This window comes from Citrobacter sp. Cb028, from assembly GCF_030336705.1.
GTDB classification, from domain to species: domain Bacteria; phylum Pseudomonadota; class Gammaproteobacteria; order Enterobacterales; family Enterobacteriaceae; genus Citrobacter; species Citrobacter braakii.
On record NZ_JAOWCZ010000034.1, the window covers coordinates 1,769,000 to 1,791,840 of the forward strand.

General features: G+C 52.0%; 27 protein-coding genes. 13 read left to right on the plus strand and 14 right to left on the minus strand.

The window, feature by feature from the left end; translation table 11 throughout:
* Positions 1-9: 9 nt before the first annotated feature.
* From OGV75_RS18145 to mntP, 3 genes are all read left to right on the plus strand, one after another.
* Positions 10-861 (plus strand): PTS mannose transporter subunit IID, encoded by an 852-nt coding sequence (locus OGV75_RS18145; RefSeq protein ID WP_016153396.1) that lies wholly within the window; start codon positions 10-12, stop codon positions 859-861.
* 60 nt (positions 862-921) lie between these two features.
* On the plus strand, positions 922-1,380 hold the full coding sequence (locus tag OGV75_RS18150; RefSeq protein WP_016153397.1) for a DUF986 family protein: 459 nt from the start codon (positions 922-924) through the stop codon (positions 1,378-1,380).
* A gap of 433 nt (positions 1,381-1,813) precedes the next feature.
* Positions 1,814-2,380 (plus strand): manganese efflux pump MntP, encoded by a 567-nt coding sequence (gene mntP, locus OGV75_RS18155; protein WP_016153398.1) that lies wholly within the window; start codon positions 1,814-1,816, stop codon positions 2,378-2,380.
* Here mntP and rlmA read toward each other — a convergent pair.
* From rlmA to mgrB, 6 genes are all read right to left on the minus strand, one after another.
* Positions 2,377-3,186, minus strand: coding sequence for a 23S rRNA (guanine(745)-N(1))-methyltransferase (rlmA, locus tag OGV75_RS18160; RefSeq protein ID WP_095715395.1), 810 nt, complete (start codon positions 3,184-3,186; stop codon positions 2,377-2,379). The genes mntP and rlmA overlap by 4 nt on opposite strands.
* Before the next feature lie 63 nt (positions 3,187-3,249).
* Positions 3,250-4,995 carry a peptidoglycan DD-transpeptidase FtsI2/PBP3(PARA) gene (gene ftsI2, locus OGV75_RS18165; protein WP_016153400.1) on the minus strand — a complete coding sequence of 582 codons (1,746 nt, stop codon included), beginning with the start codon at positions 4,993-4,995 and terminating at the stop codon, positions 3,250-3,252.
* 219 nt (positions 4,996-5,214) lie between these two features.
* Entirely contained in the window at positions 5,215-5,424 is a 210-nt protein-coding gene (cspE, locus tag OGV75_RS18170) for a transcription antiterminator/RNA stability regulator CspE (RefSeq protein WP_001062678.1), read from the minus strand.
* Positions 5,425-5,436: 12 nt separating this feature from the next.
* Positions 5,437-5,580, minus strand: a complete 144-nt coding sequence (locus OGV75_RS18175) for a DUF2627 domain-containing protein (protein WP_006684179.1) — start codon at positions 5,578-5,580, stop codon at positions 5,437-5,439.
* 636 nt (positions 5,581-6,216) lie between these two features.
* Positions 6,217-6,501 (minus strand): YebO family protein, encoded by a 285-nt coding sequence (locus OGV75_RS18180; RefSeq protein ID WP_016156797.1) that lies wholly within the window; start codon positions 6,499-6,501, stop codon positions 6,217-6,219.
* A gap of 74 nt (positions 6,502-6,575) precedes the next feature.
* Positions 6,576-6,719 (minus strand): PhoP/PhoQ regulatory lipoprotein MgrB, encoded by a 144-nt coding sequence (mgrB, locus tag OGV75_RS18185; RefSeq protein WP_016153402.1) that lies wholly within the window; start codon positions 6,717-6,719, stop codon positions 6,576-6,578.
* A 164-nt stretch (positions 6,720-6,883) separates the two neighbouring features.
* Here mgrB and OGV75_RS18190 point away from each other — a divergent pair, with 164 nt between their 5' ends.
* Positions 6,884-7,123 carry a YobH family protein gene (locus OGV75_RS18190; RefSeq protein WP_016153403.1) on the plus strand — a complete coding sequence of 80 codons (240 nt, stop codon included), beginning with the start codon at positions 6,884-6,886 and terminating at the stop codon, positions 7,121-7,123.
* Between the two features lie 112 nt (positions 7,124-7,235).
* On the opposite strand, the gene kdgR is transcribed toward OGV75_RS18190, so the two are convergent.
* Complete coding sequence (gene kdgR / locus OGV75_RS18195) at positions 7,236-8,027, minus strand: DNA-binding transcriptional regulator KdgR (protein WP_016156798.1); 792 nt, start codon at positions 8,025-8,027, stop codon at positions 7,236-7,238.
* A gap of 174 nt (positions 8,028-8,201) precedes the next feature.
* Between kdgR and OGV75_RS18200 the strand changes: the two genes are divergently transcribed.
* Positions 8,202-9,575, plus strand: a complete 1,374-nt coding sequence (locus tag OGV75_RS18200; protein ID WP_016153405.1) for an MFS transporter — start codon at positions 8,202-8,204, stop codon at positions 9,573-9,575.
* A 49-nt stretch (positions 9,576-9,624) separates the two neighbouring features.
* Here OGV75_RS18200 and icd read toward each other — a convergent pair whose 3' ends face one another.
* A complete protein-coding gene (icd, locus tag OGV75_RS18205) occupies positions 9,625-10,875 on the minus strand; it encodes an NADP-dependent isocitrate dehydrogenase (RefSeq protein ID WP_003030769.1) in 1,251 nt (416 codons plus the stop codon).
* A gap of 202 nt (positions 10,876-11,077) precedes the next feature.
* Between icd and rluE the strand changes: the two genes are divergently transcribed.
* The 5 genes from rluE to purB are packed head-to-tail and all read left to right on the plus strand — an operon-like array spanning position 11,078 to position 15,386.
* Positions 11,078-11,701: a 23S rRNA pseudouridine(2457) synthase RluE gene (rluE, locus tag OGV75_RS18210; RefSeq protein WP_286480988.1), complete on the plus strand. Its 624-nt coding sequence runs from the start codon at positions 11,078-11,080 to the stop codon at positions 11,699-11,701.
* 13 nt (positions 11,702-11,714) lie between these two features.
* The gene (locus OGV75_RS18215; RefSeq protein WP_080858816.1) at positions 11,715-12,176 is read left to right on the plus strand and encodes an NUDIX hydrolase; all 462 of its coding nucleotides are present in this window, start codon (positions 11,715-11,717) and stop codon (positions 12,174-12,176) included.
* A 53-nt stretch (positions 12,177-12,229) separates the two neighbouring features.
* Positions 12,230-13,336, plus strand: a complete 1,107-nt coding sequence (mnmA, locus tag OGV75_RS18220; protein ID WP_286480989.1) for a tRNA 2-thiouridine(34) synthase MnmA — start codon at positions 12,230-12,232, stop codon at positions 13,334-13,336.
* A 34-nt stretch (positions 13,337-13,370) separates the two neighbouring features.
* Positions 13,371-14,012: a high frequency lysogenization protein HflD gene (gene hflD / locus OGV75_RS18225; RefSeq protein ID WP_016153409.1), complete on the plus strand. Its 642-nt coding sequence runs from the start codon at positions 13,371-13,373 to the stop codon at positions 14,010-14,012.
* A gap of 3 nt (positions 14,013-14,015) precedes the next feature.
* On the plus strand, positions 14,016-15,386 hold the full coding sequence (purB, locus tag OGV75_RS18230; RefSeq protein WP_016153410.1) for an adenylosuccinate lyase: 1,371 nt from the start codon (positions 14,016-14,018) through the stop codon (positions 15,384-15,386).
* Positions 15,387-15,460: 74 nt separating this feature from the next.
* Here purB and ruvB read toward each other — a convergent pair whose 3' ends face one another.
* From ruvB to aspS, 6 genes are all read right to left on the minus strand, one after another.
* Positions 15,461-16,471: a Holliday junction branch migration DNA helicase RuvB gene (ruvB, locus tag OGV75_RS18235; RefSeq protein WP_016153411.1), complete on the minus strand. Its 1,011-nt coding sequence runs from the start codon at positions 16,469-16,471 to the stop codon at positions 15,461-15,463.
* An 8-nt stretch (positions 16,472-16,479) separates the two neighbouring features.
* Positions 16,480-17,091 carry a Holliday junction branch migration protein RuvA gene (gene ruvA, locus OGV75_RS18240; RefSeq protein ID WP_016153412.1) on the minus strand — a complete coding sequence of 204 codons (612 nt, stop codon included), beginning with the start codon at positions 17,089-17,091 and terminating at the stop codon, positions 16,480-16,482.
* An 80-nt stretch (positions 17,092-17,171) separates the two neighbouring features.
* Positions 17,172-17,693 (minus strand): crossover junction endodeoxyribonuclease RuvC, encoded by a 522-nt coding sequence (gene ruvC, locus OGV75_RS18245; protein WP_003034867.1) that lies wholly within the window; start codon positions 17,691-17,693, stop codon positions 17,172-17,174.
* Positions 17,694-17,727: 34 nt separating this feature from the next.
* Complete coding sequence (locus tag OGV75_RS18250) at positions 17,728-18,471, minus strand: YebC/PmpR family DNA-binding transcriptional regulator (protein WP_016153413.1); 744 nt, start codon at positions 18,469-18,471, stop codon at positions 17,728-17,730.
* Between the two features lie 28 nt (positions 18,472-18,499).
* Positions 18,500-18,943 carry a dihydroneopterin triphosphate diphosphatase gene (nudB, locus tag OGV75_RS18255; RefSeq protein WP_016153414.1) on the minus strand — a complete coding sequence of 148 codons (444 nt, stop codon included), beginning with the start codon at positions 18,941-18,943 and terminating at the stop codon, positions 18,500-18,502.
* A gap of 1 nt (position 18,944) precedes the next feature.
* The gene (gene aspS / locus OGV75_RS18260) at positions 18,945-20,717 is read right to left on the minus strand and encodes an aspartate--tRNA ligase (RefSeq protein WP_286480990.1); all 1,773 of its coding nucleotides are present in this window, start codon (positions 20,715-20,717) and stop codon (positions 18,945-18,947) included.
* 264 nt (positions 20,718-20,981) lie between these two features.
* On the opposite strand from aspS, the gene OGV75_RS18265 reads away from it, so the two are divergent.
* From OGV75_RS18265 to OGV75_RS18275, 3 genes are read left to right on the plus strand one after another with little or no spacing between them, the layout of a single operon-like run.
* Complete coding sequence (locus OGV75_RS18265; RefSeq protein WP_016156803.1) at positions 20,982-21,548, plus strand: hydrolase; 567 nt, start codon at positions 20,982-20,984, stop codon at positions 21,546-21,548.
* The gene (locus OGV75_RS18270) at positions 21,545-22,363 is read left to right on the plus strand and encodes a DUF72 domain-containing protein (RefSeq protein ID WP_094169286.1); all 819 of its coding nucleotides are present in this window, start codon (positions 21,545-21,547) and stop codon (positions 22,361-22,363) included. Before OGV75_RS18265 ends, OGV75_RS18270 begins: the two co-directional genes overlap by 4 nt.
* A 52-nt stretch (positions 22,364-22,415) precedes the next feature.
* Entirely contained in the window at positions 22,416-22,811 is a 396-nt protein-coding gene (locus OGV75_RS18275; protein ID WP_016153418.1) for an MAPEG family protein, read from the plus strand.
* Positions 22,812-22,841: the final 30 nt, after the last annotated feature.

Sequence of the window (22,841 nt, forward strand, 5' to 3'; positions counted from 1 at the left end):
GTGAGCGAAATGGTTGATATGACTAAAACTACCACCGAGAAAAAACTCACTCCGAGTGACATTCGTGGCGTGTTCCTTCGTTCTAACCTGTTTCAGGGTTCCTGGAACTTCGAACGTATGCAGGCGCTGGGTTTCTGTTTCTCCATGGTGCCGGCTATCCGCCGCTTGTACCCGGAAAACAACGACGCTCGTAAGCAGGCTATTAAGCGTCACCTGGAATTCTTTAATACCCATCCGTACGTAGCGGCCCCCGTATTGGGCGTTACGCTGGCGATGGAAGAGCAGCGTGCAAACGGCGCAGAGATTGACGATGGTGCCATCAACGGTATCAAAGTTGGTCTGATGGGACCGCTTGCAGGCGTGGGCGACCCGATCTTCTGGGGTACCGTACGTCCAGTATTCGCCGCACTTGGCGCAGGTATCGCGATGAGCGGCAGTCTGCTTGGACCACTGCTGTTCTTCATCCTGTTTAACCTGGTTCGTCTGGCAACCCGTTACTACGGTGTGGCATACGGCTACCGTAAAGGTATCGATATCGTTAAAGATATGGGCGGTGGCTTCCTGCAGAAACTGACTGAGGGGGCGTCAATCCTCGGCCTGTTTGTCATGGGGGCATTGGTTAACAAGTGGACGCATGTAAACATCCCGCTGGTGGTTTCCACCATCACCGGTCAGGATGGTCAGACTCGCGTCACCACTGTGCAGACTATCCTTGACCAGCTGATGCCGGGTCTGGTTCCTCTGCTGTTGACTTTCGCCTGTATGTGGCTGCTGCGTAAAAAAGTGAACCCGCTGTGGATCATCGTTGGCTTCTTCGTCATCGGTATCGCGGGCTACGCTGTCGGACTGCTCGGCCTGTAAGACTGTTGTACATCACCGGGGGCTTGCCCCCGGTTTTTCTATTTAGAGGGTTGAGGATTCATGACTATCACGGACCTGGTGCTGGTTCTTTTTATCTTTTCGCTGCTGGCGTATGCCATTTACGATCAGTTCATCATGCCCCGCCGTAATGGCCCTACTCTGCTGTCTGTCGCCCTGCTTCCTCGTAGCAGAGTCGACAGCGTTATCTTCCTTGGCTTGATTGCTATTCTTATCTACAACAACATCACCAGCCACGGCGCGCAATTTACCACATGGTTATTATGTGCACTGGTATTGATGGGACTGTATCTGTTTTGGATCCGTACGCCAAAAATCATCTTCAAACAGAAAGGCTTTTTTTTCGCCAATGTTTGGATTGAATATAACCGGATTAAAGAGATGAATTTATCTGAAGACGGTGTCCTGGTGATGCAATTAGAACATCGAAGATTACTGATTCGCGTGCGGAATATAGACGATCTCGAAAACATATATAAACTTTTAATTTCAAATCAATGAGTTAAAAATATAGCCTGAACTATGTTTTATATATATCCATTCCAAAATAAACATAGCTAAGGCTATATCCCACTGCTCATAATGTTATTTATTTTAACGTTTTATTTATAAATAAATCTAAATGAAAATCGTTTTCAATTAGAGGCCAAATATTATTTCTGCGTTTCTTGTTTTATATTCTCAAAATATGTTAAGGTTGCGCCCGTCGTTGGGGAGTAGCCGATTTCCAGACTCCGGAAATGTACGTGTCAACATACTCGTTGAAAAACGTGGCGCGTACGGACTGATCTTACAGGTTCAGTCAGGCGAGACCATAGGCACATCAACTGCAATGCATACCTGAATGGCGCTGTATTTACAGTGATTCCAGCCTGTATGCATGGTTACTGGGGGCAGTGATGTGTTTTATGGATACCCCGGTCAGGACGCTGTTATGAATCTCACCGCTACTGTTCTTCTTGCTTTCGGCATGTCGATGGATGCTTTCGCTGCATCAATTGGCAAAGGCGCCACCCTGCATAAACCCAAATTTTCTGAAGCACTGCGCACCGGCCTTATTTTCGGCGCCGTTGAAACGCTTACGCCGCTCATTGGCTGGGGCATGGGTATGCTCGCCAGCAAATTTGTACTGGAGTGGAACCATTGGATCGCCTTCATTCTGCTGATCTTTTTAGGCGGACGAATGATAATAGAAGGCTTTCGCGACGACGGGGATGAAGATGAAGAGCCACAGCGCCGCCATGGCTTCTGGCTGCTGGTCACCACCGCCATTGCAACCAGTCTCGACGCAATGGCCGTCGGGGTGGGTCTGGCTTTCCTGCAGGTCAACATTATTGCCACTGCGCTTGCCATCGGCTGCGCCACGTTGATTATGTCTACGCTCGGCATGATGATCGGTCGTTTCATTGGCCCGATGCTGGGCAAGCGAGCTGAAATTTTGGGCGGGGTGGTACTGATAGGTATTGGCGCCCAGATCCTCTGGGCACACTTCCACGGTTAATTCAGGCGCTGCCAGATATGAATACTAAAGTCTGTCTGGCAGTCAAACGTCGTTTTTCCGGCTAACGTTTCCCACACTTCCGGCTTTGCCCGCCAGGCGAACGGCGTCATTTGCAGTAACGCAACGGCCTCGCTACCTTTGAGCTGCATCTGATACCCCAGCGCAAGACTCTCTTGCAGAACAAAACCGTCCAGTTGCTCAGTGTGTGGCGCATGCAAACGCACCTCATCATAAATCAGCCCTTTCAGCTCCATTAAATGACGCGGACCCGGCGTGGCGGTAATAACCCAGCCACCCGGTTTGACCACGCGAGCCAGCTCCGGCGCTTTACAGGGCGCGTAGATCCGGATGATGGCATCCATTGACTCGTCGGCAAACGGCAGGCGATGGCTGGAGGCAACGCAAAAGGTCACCTGCGAATAACGACGGGCTGCGGCCTTAATCGCCACTTTAGAAACGTCAAGACCAAAGGTTGTACAGCCCGTCAGCGCATCGGCAAAGGCATGGGTGTAATACCCTTCCCCACAGCCAATATCCAGGATCGCCGCATCTTCTGAACTCAACCTCTGGGTGAGCGCATCCACAATTGCTTCGCGCAGCGGCTGATAGTGTCCGGCATCGAGAAATGCCCGGCGCGCCTGCATCATCTCCGCGCTATCACCCGGATCGCGCGACCGTTTGTGCTGAACCGGCAGTAAGTTGACATACCCTTCTTTCGCCACGTCAAACTGGTGCCGCCCAGGGCAGACAAAACTGTTATTCGCTTGAGTAAGAGGCTGGTGGCAAAGAGGACAGGAAAACGACATGACAACTCCGGCAGGTGACTTAAGGGCGCAAGTGTAACGCGAATTGCGCCCTGGGAAAATAACTTACAGCGACGGCGAGGATACGTTGCTGCCGTGCATTACCAGCAGATGATCGGAGCCAGGAGGCATACCGTCCGGCTTAACGTTTTCCAGACGCAGGACATCGCCCATTATCTGGCTGAATACCGGCGCGGAGACTGCCCCCCCATAATAAGCACCGTTTTGCGGGTTATTTATAACCACAACCAGCGCGAACTTTGGGTCGCTCGCTGGCGCAACGCCCGCCGTATAGGCCACATATTTATCGACATATTTGCCGTCATCGCCAATTTTCTTTGCCGTTCCGGTCTTAACCGCGACGCGATAATCTCTGACCGCGGCCTTGGTTCCCCCGCCGCCGGGTAGCGCGACGCTTTCCATCATATGTTCAACCTGGTGAACCAACGCCTCCGGCATCACCCGCGTACCTATTACCGGCGGATCGATACGCGTAATAGAAAGGGGTCGATAGATACCAAAACTGCCGATGGTGGCATATACATGCGCCAGCTGGAGCGGCGTCACCATTAATCCATAACCAAATGCGAAGGTTGCCCGGTCCAGATCGCTCCAGTAGCGGCGTTGAGGCATTAATCCGCGACTTTCCCCGGTTAAACCCAGTCCGGTTGGATCGCCAAAGCCAAAGCTTTTATAGGTATTCAGTAATTTCTGTACCGGCATCGCCAGCGAAAGGTGTGACACGCCGGTATCGCTCGATTTCTGCAAAATCCCGGTCAGCGATAGCTCCGGGTAAAATCCGACGTCGCGGATGCGATGCCCATCAACAATAAAAGGATGAGTATCAATCACGCTGTCAGGCTGTACTATCCCCTGCTGCAGAGCGGTCATAATCACCAGTGGTTTTACGGTTGAACCGGGTTCAAAGGTATCGCTAATTGCACGATTACGAAAATCATCCAGTACCGCGCCATCACGGTTATTGGGATTGAAATCGGGAAAGCTTGCCATGGAGAGTATTTCGCCGGTGGCAATGTTGACCAGCACTGCGGCCCCTGACTCCGCTTTATTCCATGTCACGGCATTGTCCAGCGCGTCTTCAGTAACCGTCTGCAAGCGCTCATCAATGCTGAGCTGTAATTCATGCGCCGGCACCGGCATCACTTCCGTGATATTTTCGATGACATGGCCAAATTTGTCTTTCCGTACCAGGCGGGAGCCAGGTTTGCCCATCAACTGGCTATTGAAGCTTTTCTCCAGCCCTTCAATCCCCTGACCGTCAATGTTGGTGAAACCAATCAGATTGGCCGCAACATGTCCGGCGGGATAAAAGCGGCGGGACTCTTCACGCAGGTTGATTCCCGGCAGATCCAGTTTATCGACCCATTCTGCCTGCTGAGGAGAGATCTGGCGCGCCAGATAGATAAACCGCCCGGCTGGATTGCTGTTAACGCGTTCAGCCAGCGTGCTGAGAGAAATATGCAGCGTCTTCGCTAACGCCTGCCAACGTTCGTTATAGCCAACGCCACCCTTGCTGATAATCGTCTTCGGATCGGCCCAGACGGCGTTAACCGGAACGCTTACCGCCAGCGGTCGCCCTTCTCTGTCGGTTATCATTCCGCGTGGCGAAGCGATGGACACCTCGCGTAAGGAACGCATGTCTTCCTGTTTTACCAGATTCGTCGGCGTGACAATTTGCAACCACGCAACCCGCCCCAGCAGCAATCCAAGGCTCAATAATATTGCCACGCAAAGCAGGGCAAAACGTACGGGAGTAAAATTGCGCGCATCGCCGTCGTTTTTCTTTTTCACCCGAACTCCAACAAGATAGTTTTTCAGGTGTCTGATTTAACGGGAAATGCCGCAAGAAAGCGGGGAAAACTATGCTACGAACATCACGCCTTTGCAACAAAGCGCTAATGGATGGGCATTCAGTAATATTTTGACGTAATTTGAATTAAAAAGCCCCGCATAAGCGAGGCTTTATATCTGAGATGGATGCGCAAAAGCGCTTCAAATCAGTGGTGTCGATCAGATAGCTGTTACGTTAACAGCAGCCGGACCTTTCTGGCCGTCCTGAATTTCGAACTCAACGTTCTGGCCTTCAGCCAGAGTTTTGAAGCCGTTACCCTGGATAGCGGAGAAGTGTACGAACACGTCTTTGCTGCCATCAGCCGGAGTAATGAAACCAAAACCTTTAGACTCGTTGAACCACTTAACTTGACCTTTAATCTTTGCCATTTGCAAAATTCCTTAGAGTATTTTCTTCGCCCGCGGGCATAACATAGATAAAACTGAGACATTACTGCTTGAGGCACTAATATAAGGTTCGGCAGAGAAGCGGTATTCAACGTCAACGTGTTTACTCAGGACTTCTTTACTGAAAATGCCACACATAAACAGAACTGTACCTCGTTTAACCCAAAACGTGTTATCACATACAACGTTAATAATGGCAAGCCATTTTTAAACGTGTCTCGATCGGTCGCACAAATCCCGTCGTCCATCAAACAGCAACTGCACAGTTATGCGCCAGATCGAGTAGAATTATATTCTCGCCTCTCTCCCCTATCCCCGCCTGACTTGCGCCATAGCCGGGATATTTCTACCATAGCTCAATAGCTTCAGTTGTTCCAGGTTATCTGTTACGGGTTCTGCCAGATATCATTTTTTATGCTTAGTAATGCATAAAATGTCACAAGCGTAAAAATGAGATCCGCCTTCTGGTTTTGCACCAAAATAATGAAAGAATGATGACAAGGCACAAAAAAAGTAAGAGAAACGTTTCGCTGTTAATAAAACGATCGTTATCACAAAAATGACATAATCATATTTTTTACGTATGGAAGATTATATTTATATCAGACTGGGGATAAGATATTAATTAGTCGGAGCATCTGAAAATACTGAGAATAGATGACTGCCCGGCCGCCAATTACACGACGGGGACAGAAGAAAATAATCTGACGCGCTGACGACAGGATGAAGCAACTGAGAACAACAACAGCCTTTCCTCATCCTGCCATACCTTTTTTACCGCTCAGCTACCAAGCGGATGATGTCATCGTCTTCATCCTTAATGGGCAGTGCAGTAGGCTCTGCTGCTTTCTCGGGTTCGTTAGCTTCGCAAAGGCGACGTAACAAAGCGTTCTGTCTTTTTTGCTGATCTAACAATGCCTCAAGCAGCTCAATCTGCTCGTTAGTACGCGAACTTGCCCGATTGATAAAAAACCAAAGAACAAGCCCTACAATCAGAACCACCACCGATACCGCTAAAGACGCAAAACTCAACGCGCCAGAATTCAAAACTTCGTTCATTTTACCACCTCAATGTAGACAGTGTAGTTTACCACTGCCGCACAAGAAGGTAATCAACTGTTGCGAAAATGCGCTTACCAGGGAATAAATTTATTGAAGGCACAAATACCGCTGAAAAATTGTACGTCCTGATCGCACATGATGTTGAACACCTGCGCCCACATCAGTATGCATACCAGTACAACAACAATCAGCACTACCCAGCGAATTTTTTTCACTCCAGCTCCACTCTTCAACTCCACATCTTATGTCTATAAATTATCATGCGTTACCTAAACCCAGAGTTAACTGTATAGGCATTCAATCTTTTTAGGAATGATTGACTTGTTTCATACCGTGTACAGGCTAATCTAATAACAATGAGAAAAGATAAGAGGTTGTAATGCGTCTGATTATCCGCGCTATTGTGTTGTTAGCTCTGGTTTGGATCGGTTTATTATTGAGCGGCTATGGAATTTTGATTGGAAGTAAGGAGAATGCTGCCGGTCTGGGTCTGCAATGCCAATATCTGACTGCCCGTGGAACCAGCACGGCACAGTACGTCCACACCAGTAGCGGTATCATTGGCCTGTCGGATTGTCCCCTGTTAAGGAAAAGCACGGTCATTATCGATAACGGCTAATAATGCAACATTACATTCGATACGTTATTTACGCCAGGTAACGTTATGACTGTTCATAAAAAACCCCAGGTACAAAATACCTGGGGTTTTTAACATTCGCGATTACGTCAGATTAGAACGGATAGTCGTTATAGCCCATTTGTTCTGAAATCTTGCGCGCTGCCGTATGCAGCATTGCCACATACTCGTGTAAACGCTCTTCTGAGAAACGCAGCGTTGGGAATGAAATACTCAACCCCGCAATAACCACGCCGAAACGGTCAAACACCGGTACGCCGATGCAGCGCAGGCCTTCTTCCTGTTCTTCGTTATCTTCGCCGTAACCCTGCTCACGTACTTTATCCAGCAGTAGCAGTAATTCATCAGTATTCGTAATGGTACGATCGGTGCTGCGTTTGTACTCAATGCCATCCAGAATCTGCTTCACTTCATCGCGGTCACGCCATGCCAGCAGAACTTTACCGATAGCCGTACTGTACAGCGGATTACGACGACCAACGCGGGAATACATGCGCAGATTGTACATAGAGTCTATTTTGTGAATGTAGACGATGCTGTCTTCATCCAGCGCACCGAGGTGGACTGTCTCTTTAGTCAGGCGCGAAAGTTCGCGCATCTGAATGTCAGCGCTACGGATAAGATCGACGTTTTGCAACGCGCGCGCGCCCAGCTCGAATAATTTCAGGGTCAGTGAGTATTTCTCAGACTCCCCTTCCTGTGCCACATAACCCAGCGTTTTCATGGTCTGCAAAAAGCGATAAACGGTGCTTTTCGACATCATGACGCGTTGCGACAACTCGGTAATACCAATTTCGCGCTCTTCACCCAGCGCCTGCAGAATGCCAAAAACTTTCAGCACGGAAGATACAGAATCGGGTTGCTTATCCAGATCTGCGATTGCCATTTATCACCCCTTTCGAGTGTTTTATAAAAATCAGAACCGGTTTTTATTATAATTTCACGTACCAACCCTCGCAATCGCTCTTTGCTCACTTAGTTACAAATCTGCGACCTAACACCTGAATATCAATGCTAAAATTATTACTCTCATCATAAATTCCACAAATATCGACTTTCTATGGAAAAAATTCAGGCCGATGGTCTGCCATTGCCCCAGCGATATGGCGCAATTTTAACCATTGTTATTGGCATTTCTATGGCAGTACTCGACGGTGCAATAGCGAACGTGGCCCTGCCAACTATCGCCGCCGATCTTCAGGCCTCACCTGCCAGCTCAATCTGGATTGTAAACGCCTATCAAATCGCGATCGTCGTTTCGCTCCTGTCCCTCTCTTTTTTAGGCGATATGTTCGGTTACCGGCGCATTTATAAGTGTGGCCTGGTCGTGTTCCTGCTTGCATCGCTATTTTGTGCCTTGTCAGATTCGTTGCACATGCTGACGCTGGCTCGCGTCGCCCAGGGTTTTGGCGGTGCGGCGCTAATGAGCGTGAATACGGCATTGATCCGACTTATTTATCCCCAGCGTCAGCTCGGGCGAGGGATGGGGATTAACTCCTTTATCGTCGCGGTCTCCTCGGCTGCGGGTCCGACCATTGCCGCAGCTATTCTTTCTATTGCCTCCTGGAAATGGCTGTTTCTGATTAACGTCCCGCTGGGAATAGTCGCCCTGTTGCTGGCGATGCGTTTTTTGCCAGCCAATGCGTCCCGCGGCACTAAACCACGCTTTGACCTGCCCAGTGCGGTAATGAATGCCTTAACGTTTGGCTTGTTAATTACGGCGCTCAGCGGCTTTGCACAAGGACAGTCGCTAAAACTGATTGGTGCCGAGCTTGTGGCGCTTATGGTGGTGGGTTTTTTCTTTATCCGACGCCAGCTCGCGCTGGAGGTGCCGTTACTGCCGGTTGACCTGTTACGCATTCCACTGTTTTCACTCTCGATTTGTACCTCGATATGTTCATTCTGCGCACAAATGCTGGCATTGGTTTCCCTGCCCTTCTTTATGCAAACGGTGCTCGGACGCAGCGAGGTCGAAACAGGCCTGCTGTTGACGCCATGGCCGCTGGCAACCATGGTGATGGCGCCGCTGGCGGGATATCTGATTGAACGCGTTCACGCCGGGCTGTTGGGCGCACTGGGCATGGCGTTGATGGCAAGCGGGTTGTTTTCGCTGGTGCTGCTGCCCGTTTCCCCCTCCGATTTTAATATCATCTGGCCGATGATTCTGTGCGGCGCGGGCTTTGGATTGTTCCAGTCCCCAAATAATCACACCATCATCACCTCCGCGCCGCGTGAACGCAGCGGTGGGGCGAGCGGTATGCTGGGGACGGCGCGCTTGCTGGGTCAGAGTACCGGGGCCGCACTGGTCGCGCTGATGCTAAACCAGTTTGGCGACAGTGGAACGCACGTCTCGCTGATAGCCGCTGGCATTCTGGCCTCGCTGGCAGCAATTGTGAGTGGTTTACGTATTACGCAACCGCGAGTTCAGGCATAAAAAAACGGGAACCTCTCGGCTCCCGTTCTCACACAACCCAGAATCTGGATTACATGTTTTCGATGATCGCGTCACCAAACTCGCTACATTTCAGCAGCTTAGCGCCATCCATCAGACGTTCGAAGTCATAGGTTACGGTCTTGGCGTTGATTGCGCCTTCCATACCTTTAACAATCAGGTCAGCCGCTTCTACCCAACCCATGTGGCGCAGCATCATTTCAGCGGACAGAATAATGGAACCTGGGTTCACTTTATCCTGACCTGCATACTTCGGTGCAGTACCGTGGGTTGCTTCGAACAGCGCACATTCGTCACCGATGTTCGCGCCCGGTGCGATACCAATACCACCAACTTGCGCGGCCAGCGCATCGGAGATGTAGTCGCCGTTCAGGTTCATACAGGCAATCACATCATATTCAGCCGGACGCAGCAGGATCTGTTGCAGGAACGCATCGGCGATAACATCCTTAACCACGATCTCTTTGCCGGTTTTCGGGTTCTTGATTTTCACCCAAGGACCGCCGTCGATCAGTTCACCACCGAATTCTTCACGCGCTAACTGGTAGCCCCAGTCTTTGAACGCGCCTTCGGTGAATTTCATGATGTTACCTTTGTGTACCAGGGTAACAGAATCACGATCGTTAGCGATGGCGTATTCGATCGCCGCACGAACCAGACGTTTAGTCCCTTCTTCAGAACACGGTTTGATACCAATACCGCAATGCTCCGGGAAGCGGATTTTCTTCACGCCCATCTCTTCGCGCAGGAATTTAATCACTTTCTCGGCATCTGCAGAGTCCGCTTTCCATTCGATACCTGCGTAGATATCTTCGGAGTTTTCACGGAAGATGACCATGTCGGTCAGTTCAGGGTGCTTAACCGGGCTAGGCGTGCCCTGGTAATAACGCACCGGGCGCAGGCAGACATACAGGTCAAGTTCCTGACGCAGGGCAACGTTCAGAGAGCGGATACCGCCGCCAACTGGGGTGGTCAGTGGGCCTTTGATGGCAACACGATATTCACGAATCAGATCAAGGGTTTCAGCAGGCAGCCAGACGTCCTGGCCATAAACCTGAGTGGATTTCTCGCCGGTGTAGATTTCCATCCAGGAGATTTTACGCTCGCCTTTATAGGCTTTCTCGACAGCAGCATCGACAACTTTGATCATCGGTGGGGTTACATCAACGCCGATACCGTCGCCTTCAATGAACGGGATAATCGGATTTTCAGGAACGTTGAGTTTGCCGTTTTGCAGGGTGATCTTCTTACCTTCCGCCGGAACAACTACTTTGCTTTCCATTCACCTCTCCTTCGAGCGCTTCTGGTTCTGCTCGTCTGTCATCGCGCTGCATGTGCGTTTGCGTCCTGCTGCACGAATGCGTTAGAGCAATTTTTTGTTAATGTTTTGTAATGAGCATGTCAATACTACCCTAATGTTCGTCGCCATGAAAGACACTCGTTCTTAGGCTATAATGCGGCAATTGATATAATCTGAAAATACCATGCAAAAAACTTCTTTTAGAAATCACCGGGTTGAGCGATTCAGCTCACGACAAGTCACCAGACAGCGTAAAGAAAACCAGCCAAAACGCGTGGTTTTGTTCAATAAACCCTACGATGTTTTGCCACAATTTACTGACGAGGCGGGCAGAAGCACGTTAAAAGATTTTATTCCCGTGCCGGGAATCTATGCTGCGGGCCGACTCGACCGGGACAGCGAAGGACTTTTGGTGCTGACCAATGACGGCGCGCTGCAGGCGCGGTTAACGCAACCCGGCAAGCGTACGGGGAAAATCTATTACGTCCAGGTCGAAGGCGAGCCGACAACAGAAGCGCTGGATGCGCTGCGTACCGGGGTGACGCTCAATGATGGTCCCACGCTGCCCGCAGGTATTGAAATAGTAGAGGAACCCACCTGGCTGTGGCCGAGAAACCCGCCTATTCGGGAACGGAAAAATATCCCCACCAGTTGGCTGAAAGTTACTTTATATGAAGGCCGTAACCGCCAGGTTCGTCGTATGACAGCGCATGTTGGCTTCCCGACGCTGCGCCTCATCCGCTATGCCATGGGAGATTACACGCTGGAAAATCTCGCCATCGGTCAATGGCGGGATGCAACTAACTGAATAAGGAACAGGTATGTTCAAACCGCACGTCACGGTCGCCTGCATTGTGCATGCAGAAGATAAGTTCTTAGTCGTTGAGGAAACAATCAATGGCAAAGCCCTGTGGAATCAACCTGCAGGACATCTGGAAGCGGATGAAACCCTGGTGCAAGCCGCCGCTCGCGAACTGTGGGAAGAGACGGGCATCAAAGCACAGCCGCAGCACTTCATCCGGATGCATCAATGGATTGCGCCGGACAAAACGCCCTTTTTACGTTTTCTGTTTTCTATCGAGCTTGCCAATATGTGCGCTACTGAACCTCATGACAGCGATATAGATTGCTGTCGCTGGGTCAGCGCAGAAGAGGTTCTCTCAGCGCCAAATCTGCGTTCACCGTTGGTTGCGGAGAGTATTCGTTGCTATCAGAGCGGACATCGCTACCCGCTGGCGATGATCGGCGAATTTAACTGGCCGTTTACAGAGGGTGTCAAGTAAGGGGCTGCGTGCTAGAATATGCCGCCTTGAAGTTCAATGTCGTGAGTATTCCTATGTCTGAAAGCCCAAAAAAAGTGATCGTCGGCATGTCCGGCGGTGTCGATTCCTCCGTTTCTGCCTGGCTGTTGCAACAACAGGGTTATCAGGTAGAAGGCCTGTTCATGAAGAACTGGGAAGAGGACGATGGCGAGGAATATTGCACAGCGGCCGCCGATCTTGCAGATGCGCAGGCTGTCTGTGACAAACTCGGCATTGAACTGCATACCGTCAACTTTGCTGCAGAATACTGGGACAACGTCTTTGAACTGTTCCTTGAAGAGTACAAAGCGGGCCGTACGCCAAACCCCGATATTCTGTGCAATAAAGAAATCAAGTTTAAAGCCTTCCTCGAGTTTGCCGCCGAAGATTTAGGTGCCGATTATATCGCCACCGGTCACTATGTGCGCCGCGCCGACGTCGACGGCAAAAGCCGCCTGCTGCGTGGACTTGATGGCAATAAAGACCAGAGCTATTTCCTCTACACGCTCGGTCATGAACAAATCGCGCAGAGCCTGTTCCCGGTAGGCGAACTGGAAAAACCGCAGGTGCGTAAAATTGCCGAAGATCTTGGTCTGATTACGGCCAAGAAAAAAGACTCAACCGGTATCTGCTTCATCGGCGAACGTAAGTTCCGCGAGTTTCTCGGTCGTTACCTGCCGGCTCAGCCTGGCAAAATCATCACCGTTGATGGCGAAGAGATTGGCCAGCATCAGGGGCTGATGTACCACACGCTGGGTCAGCGTAAAGGTCTGGGCATTGGCGGGACGAAAGAAGGCACGGAAGATCCGTGGTACGTGGTGGATAAAGATGTCGAGAACAACATTCTGGTTGTTGCTCAGGGTCATGAACACCCGCGTCTGATGTCCGTTGGCCTGGTGGCGCAACAGCTGCACTGGGTCGATCGCGAACCGTTCACCGGCACAATGCGCTGCACGGTGAAAACCCGCTATCGTCAGACCGACATTCCGTGCACCGTTAAGGCGCTGGATGCTGAACGTATTGAAGTCATTTTCGACGAGCCAATCGCGGCGGTAACGCCGGGTCAGTCGGCTGTCTTTTACAATGGCGAAGTGTGCCTCGGCGGCGGCATTATCGAACAACGATTGCCTCTGCCGGTATAATTACTTACACATCTAATACAAGGAAGCAGTGAACGTGGCAAAGAATTATTATGACATCACCCTCGCTCTGGCAGGCATTTGTCAGTCGGCACGCCTGGTGCAGGAACTGGCGCACCAGGGGCATTGTGATGCCGATGCATTACACGTTTCACTGAACAGTGTCATCGACATGAATCCCAGCTCTACGCTGGGCGTGTTTGGCGGCAGCGAGGCCAACCTGCGTTTAGGTCTGGAAACGATGCTCGGCGTGCTCAACGCCAGCAGTCGTCAGGGGCTGAACGCGGAACTCACCCGCTACACGTTAAGCCTGATGGTGCTGGAGCGTAAGCTGTCAGCCGCTAAAGGCGCTATGGACACGCTGGGAGACCGCATCAACGGCTTGCAGCGGCAACTGGACCATTTTGATTTGCAGTCAGAAACGTTGATGAGTGCGATGGCAGGCATTTATGTTGACGTCATCAGCCCACTCGGCCCACGTATTCAGGTTACGGGCTCCCCGGCCATCCTTCAGAGCCCACAGGTTCAGGCTAAAGTACGCGCTTCCCTGCTGGCTGGCATTCGCGCTGCCGTGCTCTGGCATCAGGTTGGTGGAGGCCGTCTGCAACTCATGTTTTCTCGTAATCGCCTGACGACTCAGGCTAAACAAATTCTTGCCCATTTAACCCCGGAGTTGTGATCTATGGAATTATCCTCACTGACCGCCGTTTCCCCTGTCGATGGACGCTACGGCGATAAAGTCAGCGCGCTGCGCGGGATTTTCAGCGAATACGGTTTGCTGAAATTCCGTGTACAAGTTGAAGTACGCTGGCTGCAAAAACTGGCCGCGCACGCAGCGATCAAGGAAGTTCCTGCTTTTGCTGCCGACGCAATCGGTTTCCTTGATGCGATTGTCGCTAACTTCAATGAAGAAGATGCTGCGCGTATCAAAACCATTGAGCGTACGACCAACCATGACGTGAAGGCAGTTGAGTATTTCCTGAAAGAGAAAGTGGCGGATATCCCGGAACTGCACGCTGTTTCCGAGTTCATCCACTTCGCGTGTACCTCAGAAGACATCAACAACCTGTCTCACGCGCTGATGCTGAAAACCGCCCGTGACGAAGTTGTTCTGCCGTACTGGCGCAAGCTTATCGACGCGGTGAAAGATTTGTCCGTACAGTATCGCGATATTCCTCTGCTCTCCCGTACCCACGGTCAGCCAGCCACCCCGTCTACGCTGGGCAAAGAAATGGCTAACGTGGCTTACCGTATGGAGCGTCAGTACCGCCAGCTCAATCAGGTCGAAATTCTCGGCAAAATCAACGGTGCAGTCGGTAACTATAACGCCCACATCGCCGCTTATCCGGAAGTGGACTGGCATCAGTTCAGCGAAGAATTTGTCACCTCGCTGGGCATCCAGTGGAATCCGTACACCACGCAGATTGAGCCGCACGACTACATTGCCGAGCTGTTTGATTGCATCGCCCGTTTCAACACTATCCTGATCGACTTCGACCGCGATGTCTGGGGTTACGTGGCGCTGAACCATTTCAAACAGAAAACCATCGCGGGTGAAATTGGCTCCTCCACCATGCCGCACAAGGTGAACCCAATCGATTTCGAAAACTCCGAGGGTAACCTGGGCCTGTCTAACGCGGTTCTGCAGCATCTGGCGAGCAAACTGCCGGTCTCCCGCTGGCAGCGCGATCTGACGGACTCTACCGTTCTGCGTAACCTGGGCGTGGGGATTGGCTATGCGCTGATCGCTTATCAGTCCACGCTGAAAGGTGTGAGCAAACTGGAAGTGAACCGCGATCATCTGCTGGATGAACTGGATCATAACTGGGAAGTGCTGGCAGAGCCGATCCAGACCGTGATGCGTCGCTATGGCATTGAAAAACCATACGAGAAGCTGAAGGAACTGACCCGCGGCAAACGCGTTGACGCCGAAGGTATGAAGCAGTTTATCGACGGTCTGGCGCTGCCTGAAGACGAGAAAACACGCCTGAAAGCAATGACGCCGGCCAATTACATTGGTCGCGCCGTCACCATGGTTGATGAACTGAAGTAATCTGTTTTACGCCTGTCAGGCCTGCATCATATCGTAGGCCTGCCAGGCGTAGCGCCATCAGGGATTATTGAGTCTTATGGCATTTCCGGCGGTGTAATGCCAAAGTGGTTCCACGCCCGCACCGTTGCCATACGTCCGCGCGGAGTTCGCTGCAGAAAACCTTGCTGAATCAGATACGGCTCCAGCACGTCCTCAATGGTTTCACGCTCTTCCCCAATCGCCGCCGCCAGGTTATCCAGTCCTACCGGTCCACCGAAGAACTTATCGATAACCGCCAGCAGCAGCTTACGGTCCATATAATCGAATCCTTCCGCATCCACATTGAGCATATCCAGTGCCTGAGCGGCAATATCTGCTGAAATTGTGCCGTCATGCTTCACTTCGGAGAAGTCACGTACCCGGCGTAATAAACGGTTGGCGATACGCGGCGTACCACGGGCGCGGCGTGCCACTTCCAATGCGCCTTCATCGCTCATTTCCAGTCCCATAAAGCGGGCGCTGCGTCCAACAATGTGCTGCAGGTCTGCCACCTGATAGAATTCCAGGCGCTGTACAATACCGAAGCGGTCACGCAGCGGAGACGTTAACGAACCGGCGCGCGTCGTCGCCCCGATCAGGGTAAACGGCGGCAGATCGATCTTAATCGAACGTGCGGCTGGTCCTTCGCCAATCATGATATCCAGCTGATAATCTTCCATCGCCGGATACAGCACCTCTTCCACCACCGGTGACAGGCGATGGATTTCATCGATAAACAGCACATCGTGCGGTTCAAGGTTGGTGAGCATTGCCGCCAGATCGCCCGCTTTTTCCAGTACCGGACCGGAAGTGGTGCGCAGATTAACGCCCATTTCATTGGCAACAATATTGGCAAGTGTGGTTTTACCGAGACCTGGAGGACCGAAAATCAGCAGGTGATCGAGGGCTTCACCGCGCAGCTTCGCCGCCTGGATAAAAATCTCCATTTGCGAACGCACCTGAGGCTGGCCAATATACTCTTCCAGCAATTTGGGGCGGATCGCGCGATCCACCAGATCTTCAGGGGTCGTGCTGACAGCCGAAATCAGGCGATCTGCTTCAATCATCCTTTACCTCACAATGCCGCGCGAAGCGCTTCACGAATCAGGGTTTCACTGCTGGCATCAGGGCGAGCAATTTTGCTCACCATGCGGCTGGCTTCCTGTGGTTTATAGCCTAACGCCACCAGCGCAGCAACCGCTTCCTGCTCGGCGTCATCCGTTGCAGGACTGGCCGGAGAGGTCAGGACCAGATCCGCCGCCGGCGTGAAGAGATCGCCATGCAGGCCTTTAAAGCGGTCTTTCATTTCCACAATCAAACGCTCTGCGGTTTTCTTACCTATGCCCGGTAATTTCACCAGCGCGCCAAGCTCTTCGCGCTCAACGGCATTAACGAACTGCTGTGCAGACATACCGGAGAGGATCGCCAGCGCCAGCTTCGGCCCCACGCCATTGGTTTTGATTAACTCTTTAAACAGCGTGCGTTCTTGTTTGTTGTTAAAACCATATAGCAGTTGAGCGTCTTCACGCACCACAAAATGGGTGAAGATAATCGCTTCCTGCCCGGCTTCCGGCAACTCGTAGAAACAGGTCATCGGCATATGGACTTCATAGCCTACTCCGCCGGTTTCCAGAAGGACCAGCGGGGGTTGTTTTTCAAGAATGATGCCTCTGAGTCTGCCTATCACGTGACGCTCCTGCGTTAAGGGCTAAAAGGTAATGCGCTATCATAAAAAAAGGCTGGATAGATATCCAGCCTCATTTGTCACTAACGTAACCGACCTCGCGCCAGATTCAGTCGCGACTCGCTCATTTGCATGGCGTTCTGGCTGACGTGGCAATGGGTAATAGCAATCGCCAGCGCATCCGCGGCATCCGCCTGCGGATTTGCCGGGAGTTTTAGCAGCGTGCGCACCATATGCTGAACCTGGCTTTTTTCCGCGCTGCCGATACCCACCACGGTCTGTTTTACCTGGCGGGCCGCGTATTCAAAGACCGGAAGATCCTGATTGGTAGCCGCAACGATCGCCACGCCGCGCGCCTGCCCCAGCTTTAGCGCCGAGTCGGCATTCTTCGCCATAAAGACCTGCTCAATGGCAAAATAGTCGGGCTGGAACTGGGTGATGATTTCCGTCACGCCTGCATAAATCAACTTCAGACGTGATGGAAGATCGTCGACTTTGGTGCGAATGCAGCCGCTACCGAGGTAGGTCAGCTGTCTGCCGACCTGACGAATTACGCCATAACCGGTGATGCGCGACCCCGGATCAATGCCGAGAATGATAGACATCACGCATCTCCTGTTAGTTTATGGCTTAACCACATCATTCGAGCGTTGCAGCAACCTCATCGGAGATTTCGCCGTTGTGGTAAACTTCCTGCACGTCGTCGCAGTCTTCCAGCATATCGATCAGACGCATCAGCTTCGGTGCCGTTTCTGCATCCATATCCGCTTTGGTGGAGGGGATCATAGACACTTCAGCCGCGTCCGCTTTCAGACCAGCCGCTTCCAGCGCATCACGCACTTTGCCCATCTCTTCCCACGCGGTGTAAACGTCAATCGCGCCGTCGTCGAAGGTCACAACGTCTTCAGCGCCCGCTTCCAGTGCCGCTTCCATAATGGCGTCTTCGTCGCCTTGTTCAAAAGAGATCACGCCTTTTTTGCTGAACAGGTAAGCTACGGAACCGTCGGTACCGAGGTTGCCGCCCGTTTTAGTGAATGCGTGACGCACTTCCGCAACGGTACGGTTACGGTTGTCAGACAGACACTCAATCATAACGGCTGTTCCGCCAGGACCGTAACCTTCATAGATGATGGTTTCCATGTTCGCATCATCGTCGCCACCAACACCACGCGCGATTGCACGGTTCAGGGTGTCACGGGTCATGTTATTTGCCAGCGCTTTATCAACCGCGGCGCGCAGACGTGGGTTAGCATCCGGATCGCCGCCGCCCAGTTTGGCTGCCGTCACCAGCTCACGAATGATTTTGGTGAAAATTTTACCGCGTTTAGCATCCTGCGCTGCTTTACGATGTCTGGTGTTGGCCCATTTACTATGACCTGCCATAAATAATCTCTCCAAAAAGCGCGCCTTTTCAGGCGACGTTAATTACAAACTCTTCAATCGCCTGCCGGTTACTCCACGACTTGGTTAACTGCGCGGCTTCGTGCGCATTAACCCAACGGTAGGTCAGATGTTCGGTGAACACGATCTCTCGTTCAGAGGGAAGTGCCAGGCAAAACCAGGATTCAGTATTACGCTCAATTCCCGGCGCATAGCGATGACGTAAATGGCTAAAAATCTCAAATTCCACCGTGCGCTGACAGTCAATTAAGGTCAGTTGCTCAGTCGCAACATCAATGGCGACCTCTTCCTTTACTTCGCGCATCGCGGCTTGCGACGCGGTTTCACCCTCTTCAAGGCTCCCGGTGACCGACTGCCAGAAATCAGGATCGTCGCGTCGCTGTAACATCAGCACTCTCCCGGTGTCCTTTGCATAAATCACGACTAACACCGAGACAGGCTGTTTGTATCTCATATCAGTTATTCTCGGCCTTCTTAACAACCTGAATGCTCAGTTCCGCCAGCGCGGCTTCATTGGCAAAGCTTGGTGCTTCAGTCATCAGACATGCTGCAGCCGTGGTTTTCGGGAAGGCAATAACGTCACGAATGTTGTCAGTACCGGTCAGCAGCATCGTCAGACGATCCAGACCAAACGCCAGGCCCGCATGCGGCGGTGTACCGTATTTTAGCGCATCCAGCAGGAAGCCGAACTTCTCGCGCTGTTCTTGCTCGTTAATGCCCAGAATGCCGAATACCGTCTGCTGCATATCACCGTTGTGAATACGCACGGAACCACCGCCCACTTCATAGCCGTTGATGACCATATCGTAAGCGTTGGCAACCGCGTCTTCCGGCGCAGCTTTCAGCTCAGCGGCAGTCATGTCTTTTGGCGCGGTGAACGGGTGGTGCATCGCGGTCAGACCGCCTTCACCATCGTCTTCAAACATCGGGAAGTCGATAACCCACAGCGGCGCCCATTTGGCTTCGTCGGTAATGTTCAGGTCTTTGCCCAGTTTCAGACGCAGCGCGCCCATCGCGTCGGCAACCACTTTCTTGTTGTCGGCACCGAAGAAAATCATGTCGCCGTCTTGCGCACCAGTACGCTCCAGAATCGCATCTACGATTTCTGCGTTCAGGAACTTAGCAACCGGGCTGGTGATGCCTTCCAGGCCTTTCGCACGCTCGGTGACTTTGATGTAAGCCAGACCTTTCGCGCCGTAAATCTTAATAAAGTTACCGTAATCGTCGATCTGCTTACGGCTTAAGCTCGCACCGCCCGGTACACGCAGGGCAGCCACGCGGCCTTTCGCATCGTTCGCCGGACCAGAGAACACGGCGAACTCAACGCCTTTCACCAGATCGGCAACGTCAACCAGTTCCATCGGGTTACGCAGGTCTGGTTTATCAGAACCGTAACGACGCTCGGCTTCGGCAAAGGTCATGTTCGGGAAATCGCCCAGATCCACACCTTTAACTTCCAGCCACAGGTTACGCACCAGCGCTTCCATCACTTCACGCACCTGCGGCGCGGTCATGAAGGAAGTCTCAACGTCGATCTGAGTAAATTCAGGCTGACGGTCAGCACGTAAGTCTTCATCACGGAAGCATTTTACGATCTGATAGTAGCGGTCAAAACCGGACATCATCAGCAGCTGTTTAAACAGCTGAGGAGACTGCGGCAGCGCGTAGAACTTACCTTTATGAACACGAGAAGGAACCAGGTAATCGCGCGCGCCTTCCGGCGTAGCTTTGGTCAGCATCGGAGTTTCGATGTCAAGGAAGCCGTGATCGTCCATAAAACGACGCACCAGGCTGGTAATTTTGGCACGCGTTTTCAGGCGCTGCGCCATTTCAGGGCGACGCAGATCCAGGTAGCGATACTTCAGTCGCGCTTCTTCGGTGTTTACATGGTTAGAGTCCAGCGGCAGCGAGTCTGAACGGTTGATGATGGTCAGATCGGAGGCCAGCACTTCAATTTCGCCAGTCGCCATATCGGCGTTGACGTTTTTCGCGTCACGCGCACGCACGGTGCCCGTAACCTGGATACAGAACTCATTACGCAGTTCGGAGGCCAGCTTTAACGCATCCGCACGGTCCGGATCGAAAAATACCTGCACGATACCTTCGCGGTCGCGCATATCGATAAAGATCAGGCTACCAAGATCACGACGACGGTTGACCCAACCACACAGAGTCACCTGCTGCCCCTCGTGGGACAGACGTAGCTGTCCGCAATATTCTGTACGCATGAGATATCCCTTAACTTTGCCGCAGGCGGATTGTCACCTGTCTCGCAGGTGACGAAGTCGCAGCTTTAGCTGAATGTCACAACTGAATGAAAAAAGGCGGCTATTATACTGGAAATTCTGCCGCACGATAAGTCCGGTACTGACTGTACGCCTGTTTCCTGGACGGGCATTGCGTAATCTCACAAAAAATAACAAAAATTGTCGTCCCTTTCACACTGATTCGCGATTAAGGTGTAACGGAATTCTTTTTTTACTGGAGTGATCATGCTGGAACTGAACGCAAAAACAACCGCTCTTGTTGTTATTGATCTACAGGAAGGTATCCTGCCTTTCGCTGGCGGCCCATACTCGGCAAACGACGTGGTTGCCCGCGCCGCGCAGTTGGCGGAAAAATTCCGTGCCCACGGTTCCCCGGTGGTAATGGTGCGCGTCGGCTGGTCTGACGATTATGCCGAAGCGCTGAAACAGCCAGTTGATGCTCACGCTCCGGCCAAAGCGTTACCCGAAAACTGGTGGAATTACCCGAGCGCTCTGGGTAAATGCGCCAGCGACCTCGAAGTGACCAAACGCCAGTGGGGAGCTTTCTACGGCACCGATCTGGAATTACAACTGCGTCGTCGGGGCATCGAGACCATCGTCCTGTGCGGCATCTCCACAAATATTGGCGTGGAGTCAACGGCGCGAAATGCGTGGGAGCTGGGTTTTAATCTGATCGTTGCAGAAAACGCCTGTAGTGCCGCCAGCGCTGAGCAACATCAGGGCAGCATGACGCATATTTTCCCGCGTATCGCACGCGTACGCAGCGTGGATGAGATCCTGCAAGCGCTATGATTTATATCGGTTTACCCCAGTGGGCGCATCCCAAATGGGTGCGTCTGGGGATCACCAGCCTTGAAGAGTATGCCCGCCACTTTAACTGTGTGGAGGGCAATACCACGCTGTACGCGCTGCCAAAAGCCGACATTGTGGCCCGCTGGCATGCGCAGACTACCGATGTGTTTCGATTTTGTTTTAAGTTTCCGGCCACCATTTCGCATCAGGCCGCGCTGCGTAATTGCGATGGCCAGGTACAAGAGTTTTTCACGCGCATGTCGCCACTTGAATCACGCATTGGGCAATACTGGCTGCAATTACCCGCAACTTTTGGCCCGCACGACCTGCCAGCCTTGTGGCAGTTTCTCGATGCGCTCCCCAAATCCTTTACCTACGGTGTGGAAGTTCGCCATCCGGACTTCTTTGCCAAAGGCGAAACAGAGCAACGATTCAATCGAGGCCTACATGAGCGCGGGGTAAATCGGGTGATTCTGGACAGTCGACCGGTACATGCCGCAATACCACATACTGAAGCGATACGTGACGCCCAGCGCAAGAAGCCAAAGGTTCCGGTGCATGCAGTGGTGACGGCAAACCATCCGATGGTACGCTTTATCGGCAGCGATAATATGGCACAAAACAGCGCGCTTTTTGCCGTCTGGCTGACCAAGCTGTCGCAATGGCAACAAACCACAACGCCGTATCTGTTTTTACATACCCCGGATATCGCGCAGGCCCCGGAGCTTGTCGATACGCTATGGGCAAATTTACGCAGCGCCCTGCCAGAGATCGGATCAGCTCCGTCTATTCCACAGCAATCTTCTCTTTTCTGAAAATGCCACCTATCATAGTCAATGCCATCAGCCATTTTAAAAGGGAGTTTGTATGGTAAGCGCGCTTTATGCCGTATTGGGTGCGTTATTGTTAATTAAGTTCTCCTTTGACGTCGTTCGCCTGCGCATGCAATACCGCGTTGCATATGGTGACGGAGGTTTTAGCGAACTACAAAGCGCTATCCGCATTCACGGTAATGCGGTGGAATATATTCCCGTCGCATTGGTGCTGCTGTTATTTATGGAAATGAACGGCGCAGAAACGTGGATGGTGCATATTTGCGGGCTGATTTTGATTGCCGGACGATTGATGCATTATTACGGATTCCATCACCGGCTTTTCCGCTGGCGCCGTTCAGGCATGAGCGCGACCTGGTGTTCGCTGTTGCTAATGGTGCTGGCGAATCTTTGGTATATGCCCTGGGAGTTGGTTTTCTCCCTGCATTAGCGCACAATACGCCACTTTATTTTTCCCGGA

What these genes read in the sequence shown, in the direction of transcription:
- aspS (WP_286480990.1), bottom strand. Translation starts at nt 20,717, where the DNA reads ATGCGTACAGAATATTGCGGACAGCTACGTCTGTCCCACGAGGGGCAG.
- OGV75_RS18145 (WP_016153396.1), top strand. Translation starts at nt 10, where the DNA reads ATGGTTGATATGACTAAAACTACCACCGAGAAAAAACTCACTCCGAGT.
- OGV75_RS18215 (WP_080858816.1), top strand. Translation starts at nt 11,715, where the DNA reads ATGTTCAAACCGCACGTCACGGTCGCCTGCATTGTGCATGCAGAAGAT.
- OGV75_RS18200 (WP_016153405.1), top strand. Translation starts at nt 8,202, where the DNA reads ATGGAAAAAATTCAGGCCGATGGTCTGCCATTGCCCCAGCGATATGGC.
- OGV75_RS18250 (WP_016153413.1), bottom strand. Translation starts at nt 18,471, where the DNA reads ATGGCAGGTCATAGTAAATGGGCCAACACCAGACATCGTAAAGCAGCG.
- OGV75_RS18150 (WP_016153397.1), top strand. Translation starts at nt 922, where the DNA reads ATGACTATCACGGACCTGGTGCTGGTTCTTTTTATCTTTTCGCTGCTG.
- mntP (WP_016153398.1), top strand. Translation starts at nt 1,814, where the DNA reads ATGAATCTCACCGCTACTGTTCTTCTTGCTTTCGGCATGTCGATGGAT.
- OGV75_RS18175 (WP_006684179.1), bottom strand. Translation starts at nt 5,580, where the DNA reads ATGTGTGGCATTTTCAGTAAAGAAGTCCTGAGTAAACACGTTGACGTT.
- OGV75_RS18265 (WP_016156803.1), top strand. Translation starts at nt 20,982, where the DNA reads ATGCTGGAACTGAACGCAAAAACAACCGCTCTTGTTGTTATTGATCTA.
- ruvC (WP_003034867.1), bottom strand. Translation starts at nt 17,693, where the DNA reads ATGTCTATCATTCTCGGCATTGATCCGGGGTCGCGCATCACCGGTTAT.
- OGV75_RS18180 (WP_016156797.1), bottom strand. Translation starts at nt 6,501, where the DNA reads ATGAACGAAGTTTTGAATTCTGGCGCGTTGAGTTTTGCGTCTTTAGCG.
- purB (WP_016153410.1), top strand. Translation starts at nt 14,016, where the DNA reads ATGGAATTATCCTCACTGACCGCCGTTTCCCCTGTCGATGGACGCTAC.
- cspE (WP_001062678.1), bottom strand. Translation starts at nt 5,424, where the DNA reads ATGGCAAAGATTAAAGGTCAAGTTAAGTGGTTCAACGAGTCTAAAGGT.
- rlmA (WP_095715395.1), bottom strand. Translation starts at nt 3,186, where the DNA reads ATGTCGTTTTCCTGTCCTCTTTGCCACCAGCCTCTTACTCAAGCGAAT.
- ruvB (WP_016153411.1), bottom strand. Translation starts at nt 16,471, where the DNA reads ATGATTGAAGCAGATCGCCTGATTTCGGCTGTCAGCACGACCCCTGAA.
- mnmA (WP_286480989.1), top strand. Translation starts at nt 12,230, where the DNA reads ATGTCTGAAAGCCCAAAAAAAGTGATCGTCGGCATGTCCGGCGGTGTC.
- nudB (WP_016153414.1), bottom strand. Translation starts at nt 18,943, where the DNA reads ATGAGATACAAACAGCCTGTCTCGGTGTTAGTCGTGATTTATGCAAAG.
- OGV75_RS18190 (WP_016153403.1), top strand. Translation starts at nt 6,884, where the DNA reads ATGCGTCTGATTATCCGCGCTATTGTGTTGTTAGCTCTGGTTTGGATC.
- OGV75_RS18275 (WP_016153418.1), top strand. Translation starts at nt 22,416, where the DNA reads ATGGTAAGCGCGCTTTATGCCGTATTGGGTGCGTTATTGTTAATTAAG.
- kdgR (WP_016156798.1), bottom strand. Translation starts at nt 8,027, where the DNA reads ATGGCAATCGCAGATCTGGATAAGCAACCCGATTCTGTATCTTCCGTG.
- icd (WP_003030769.1), bottom strand. Translation starts at nt 10,875, where the DNA reads ATGGAAAGCAAAGTAGTTGTTCCGGCGGAAGGTAAGAAGATCACCCTG.
- rluE (WP_286480988.1), top strand. Translation starts at nt 11,078, where the DNA reads ATGCAAAAAACTTCTTTTAGAAATCACCGGGTTGAGCGATTCAGCTCA.
- OGV75_RS18270 (WP_094169286.1), top strand. Translation starts at nt 21,545, where the DNA reads ATGATTTATATCGGTTTACCCCAGTGGGCGCATCCCAAATGGGTGCGT.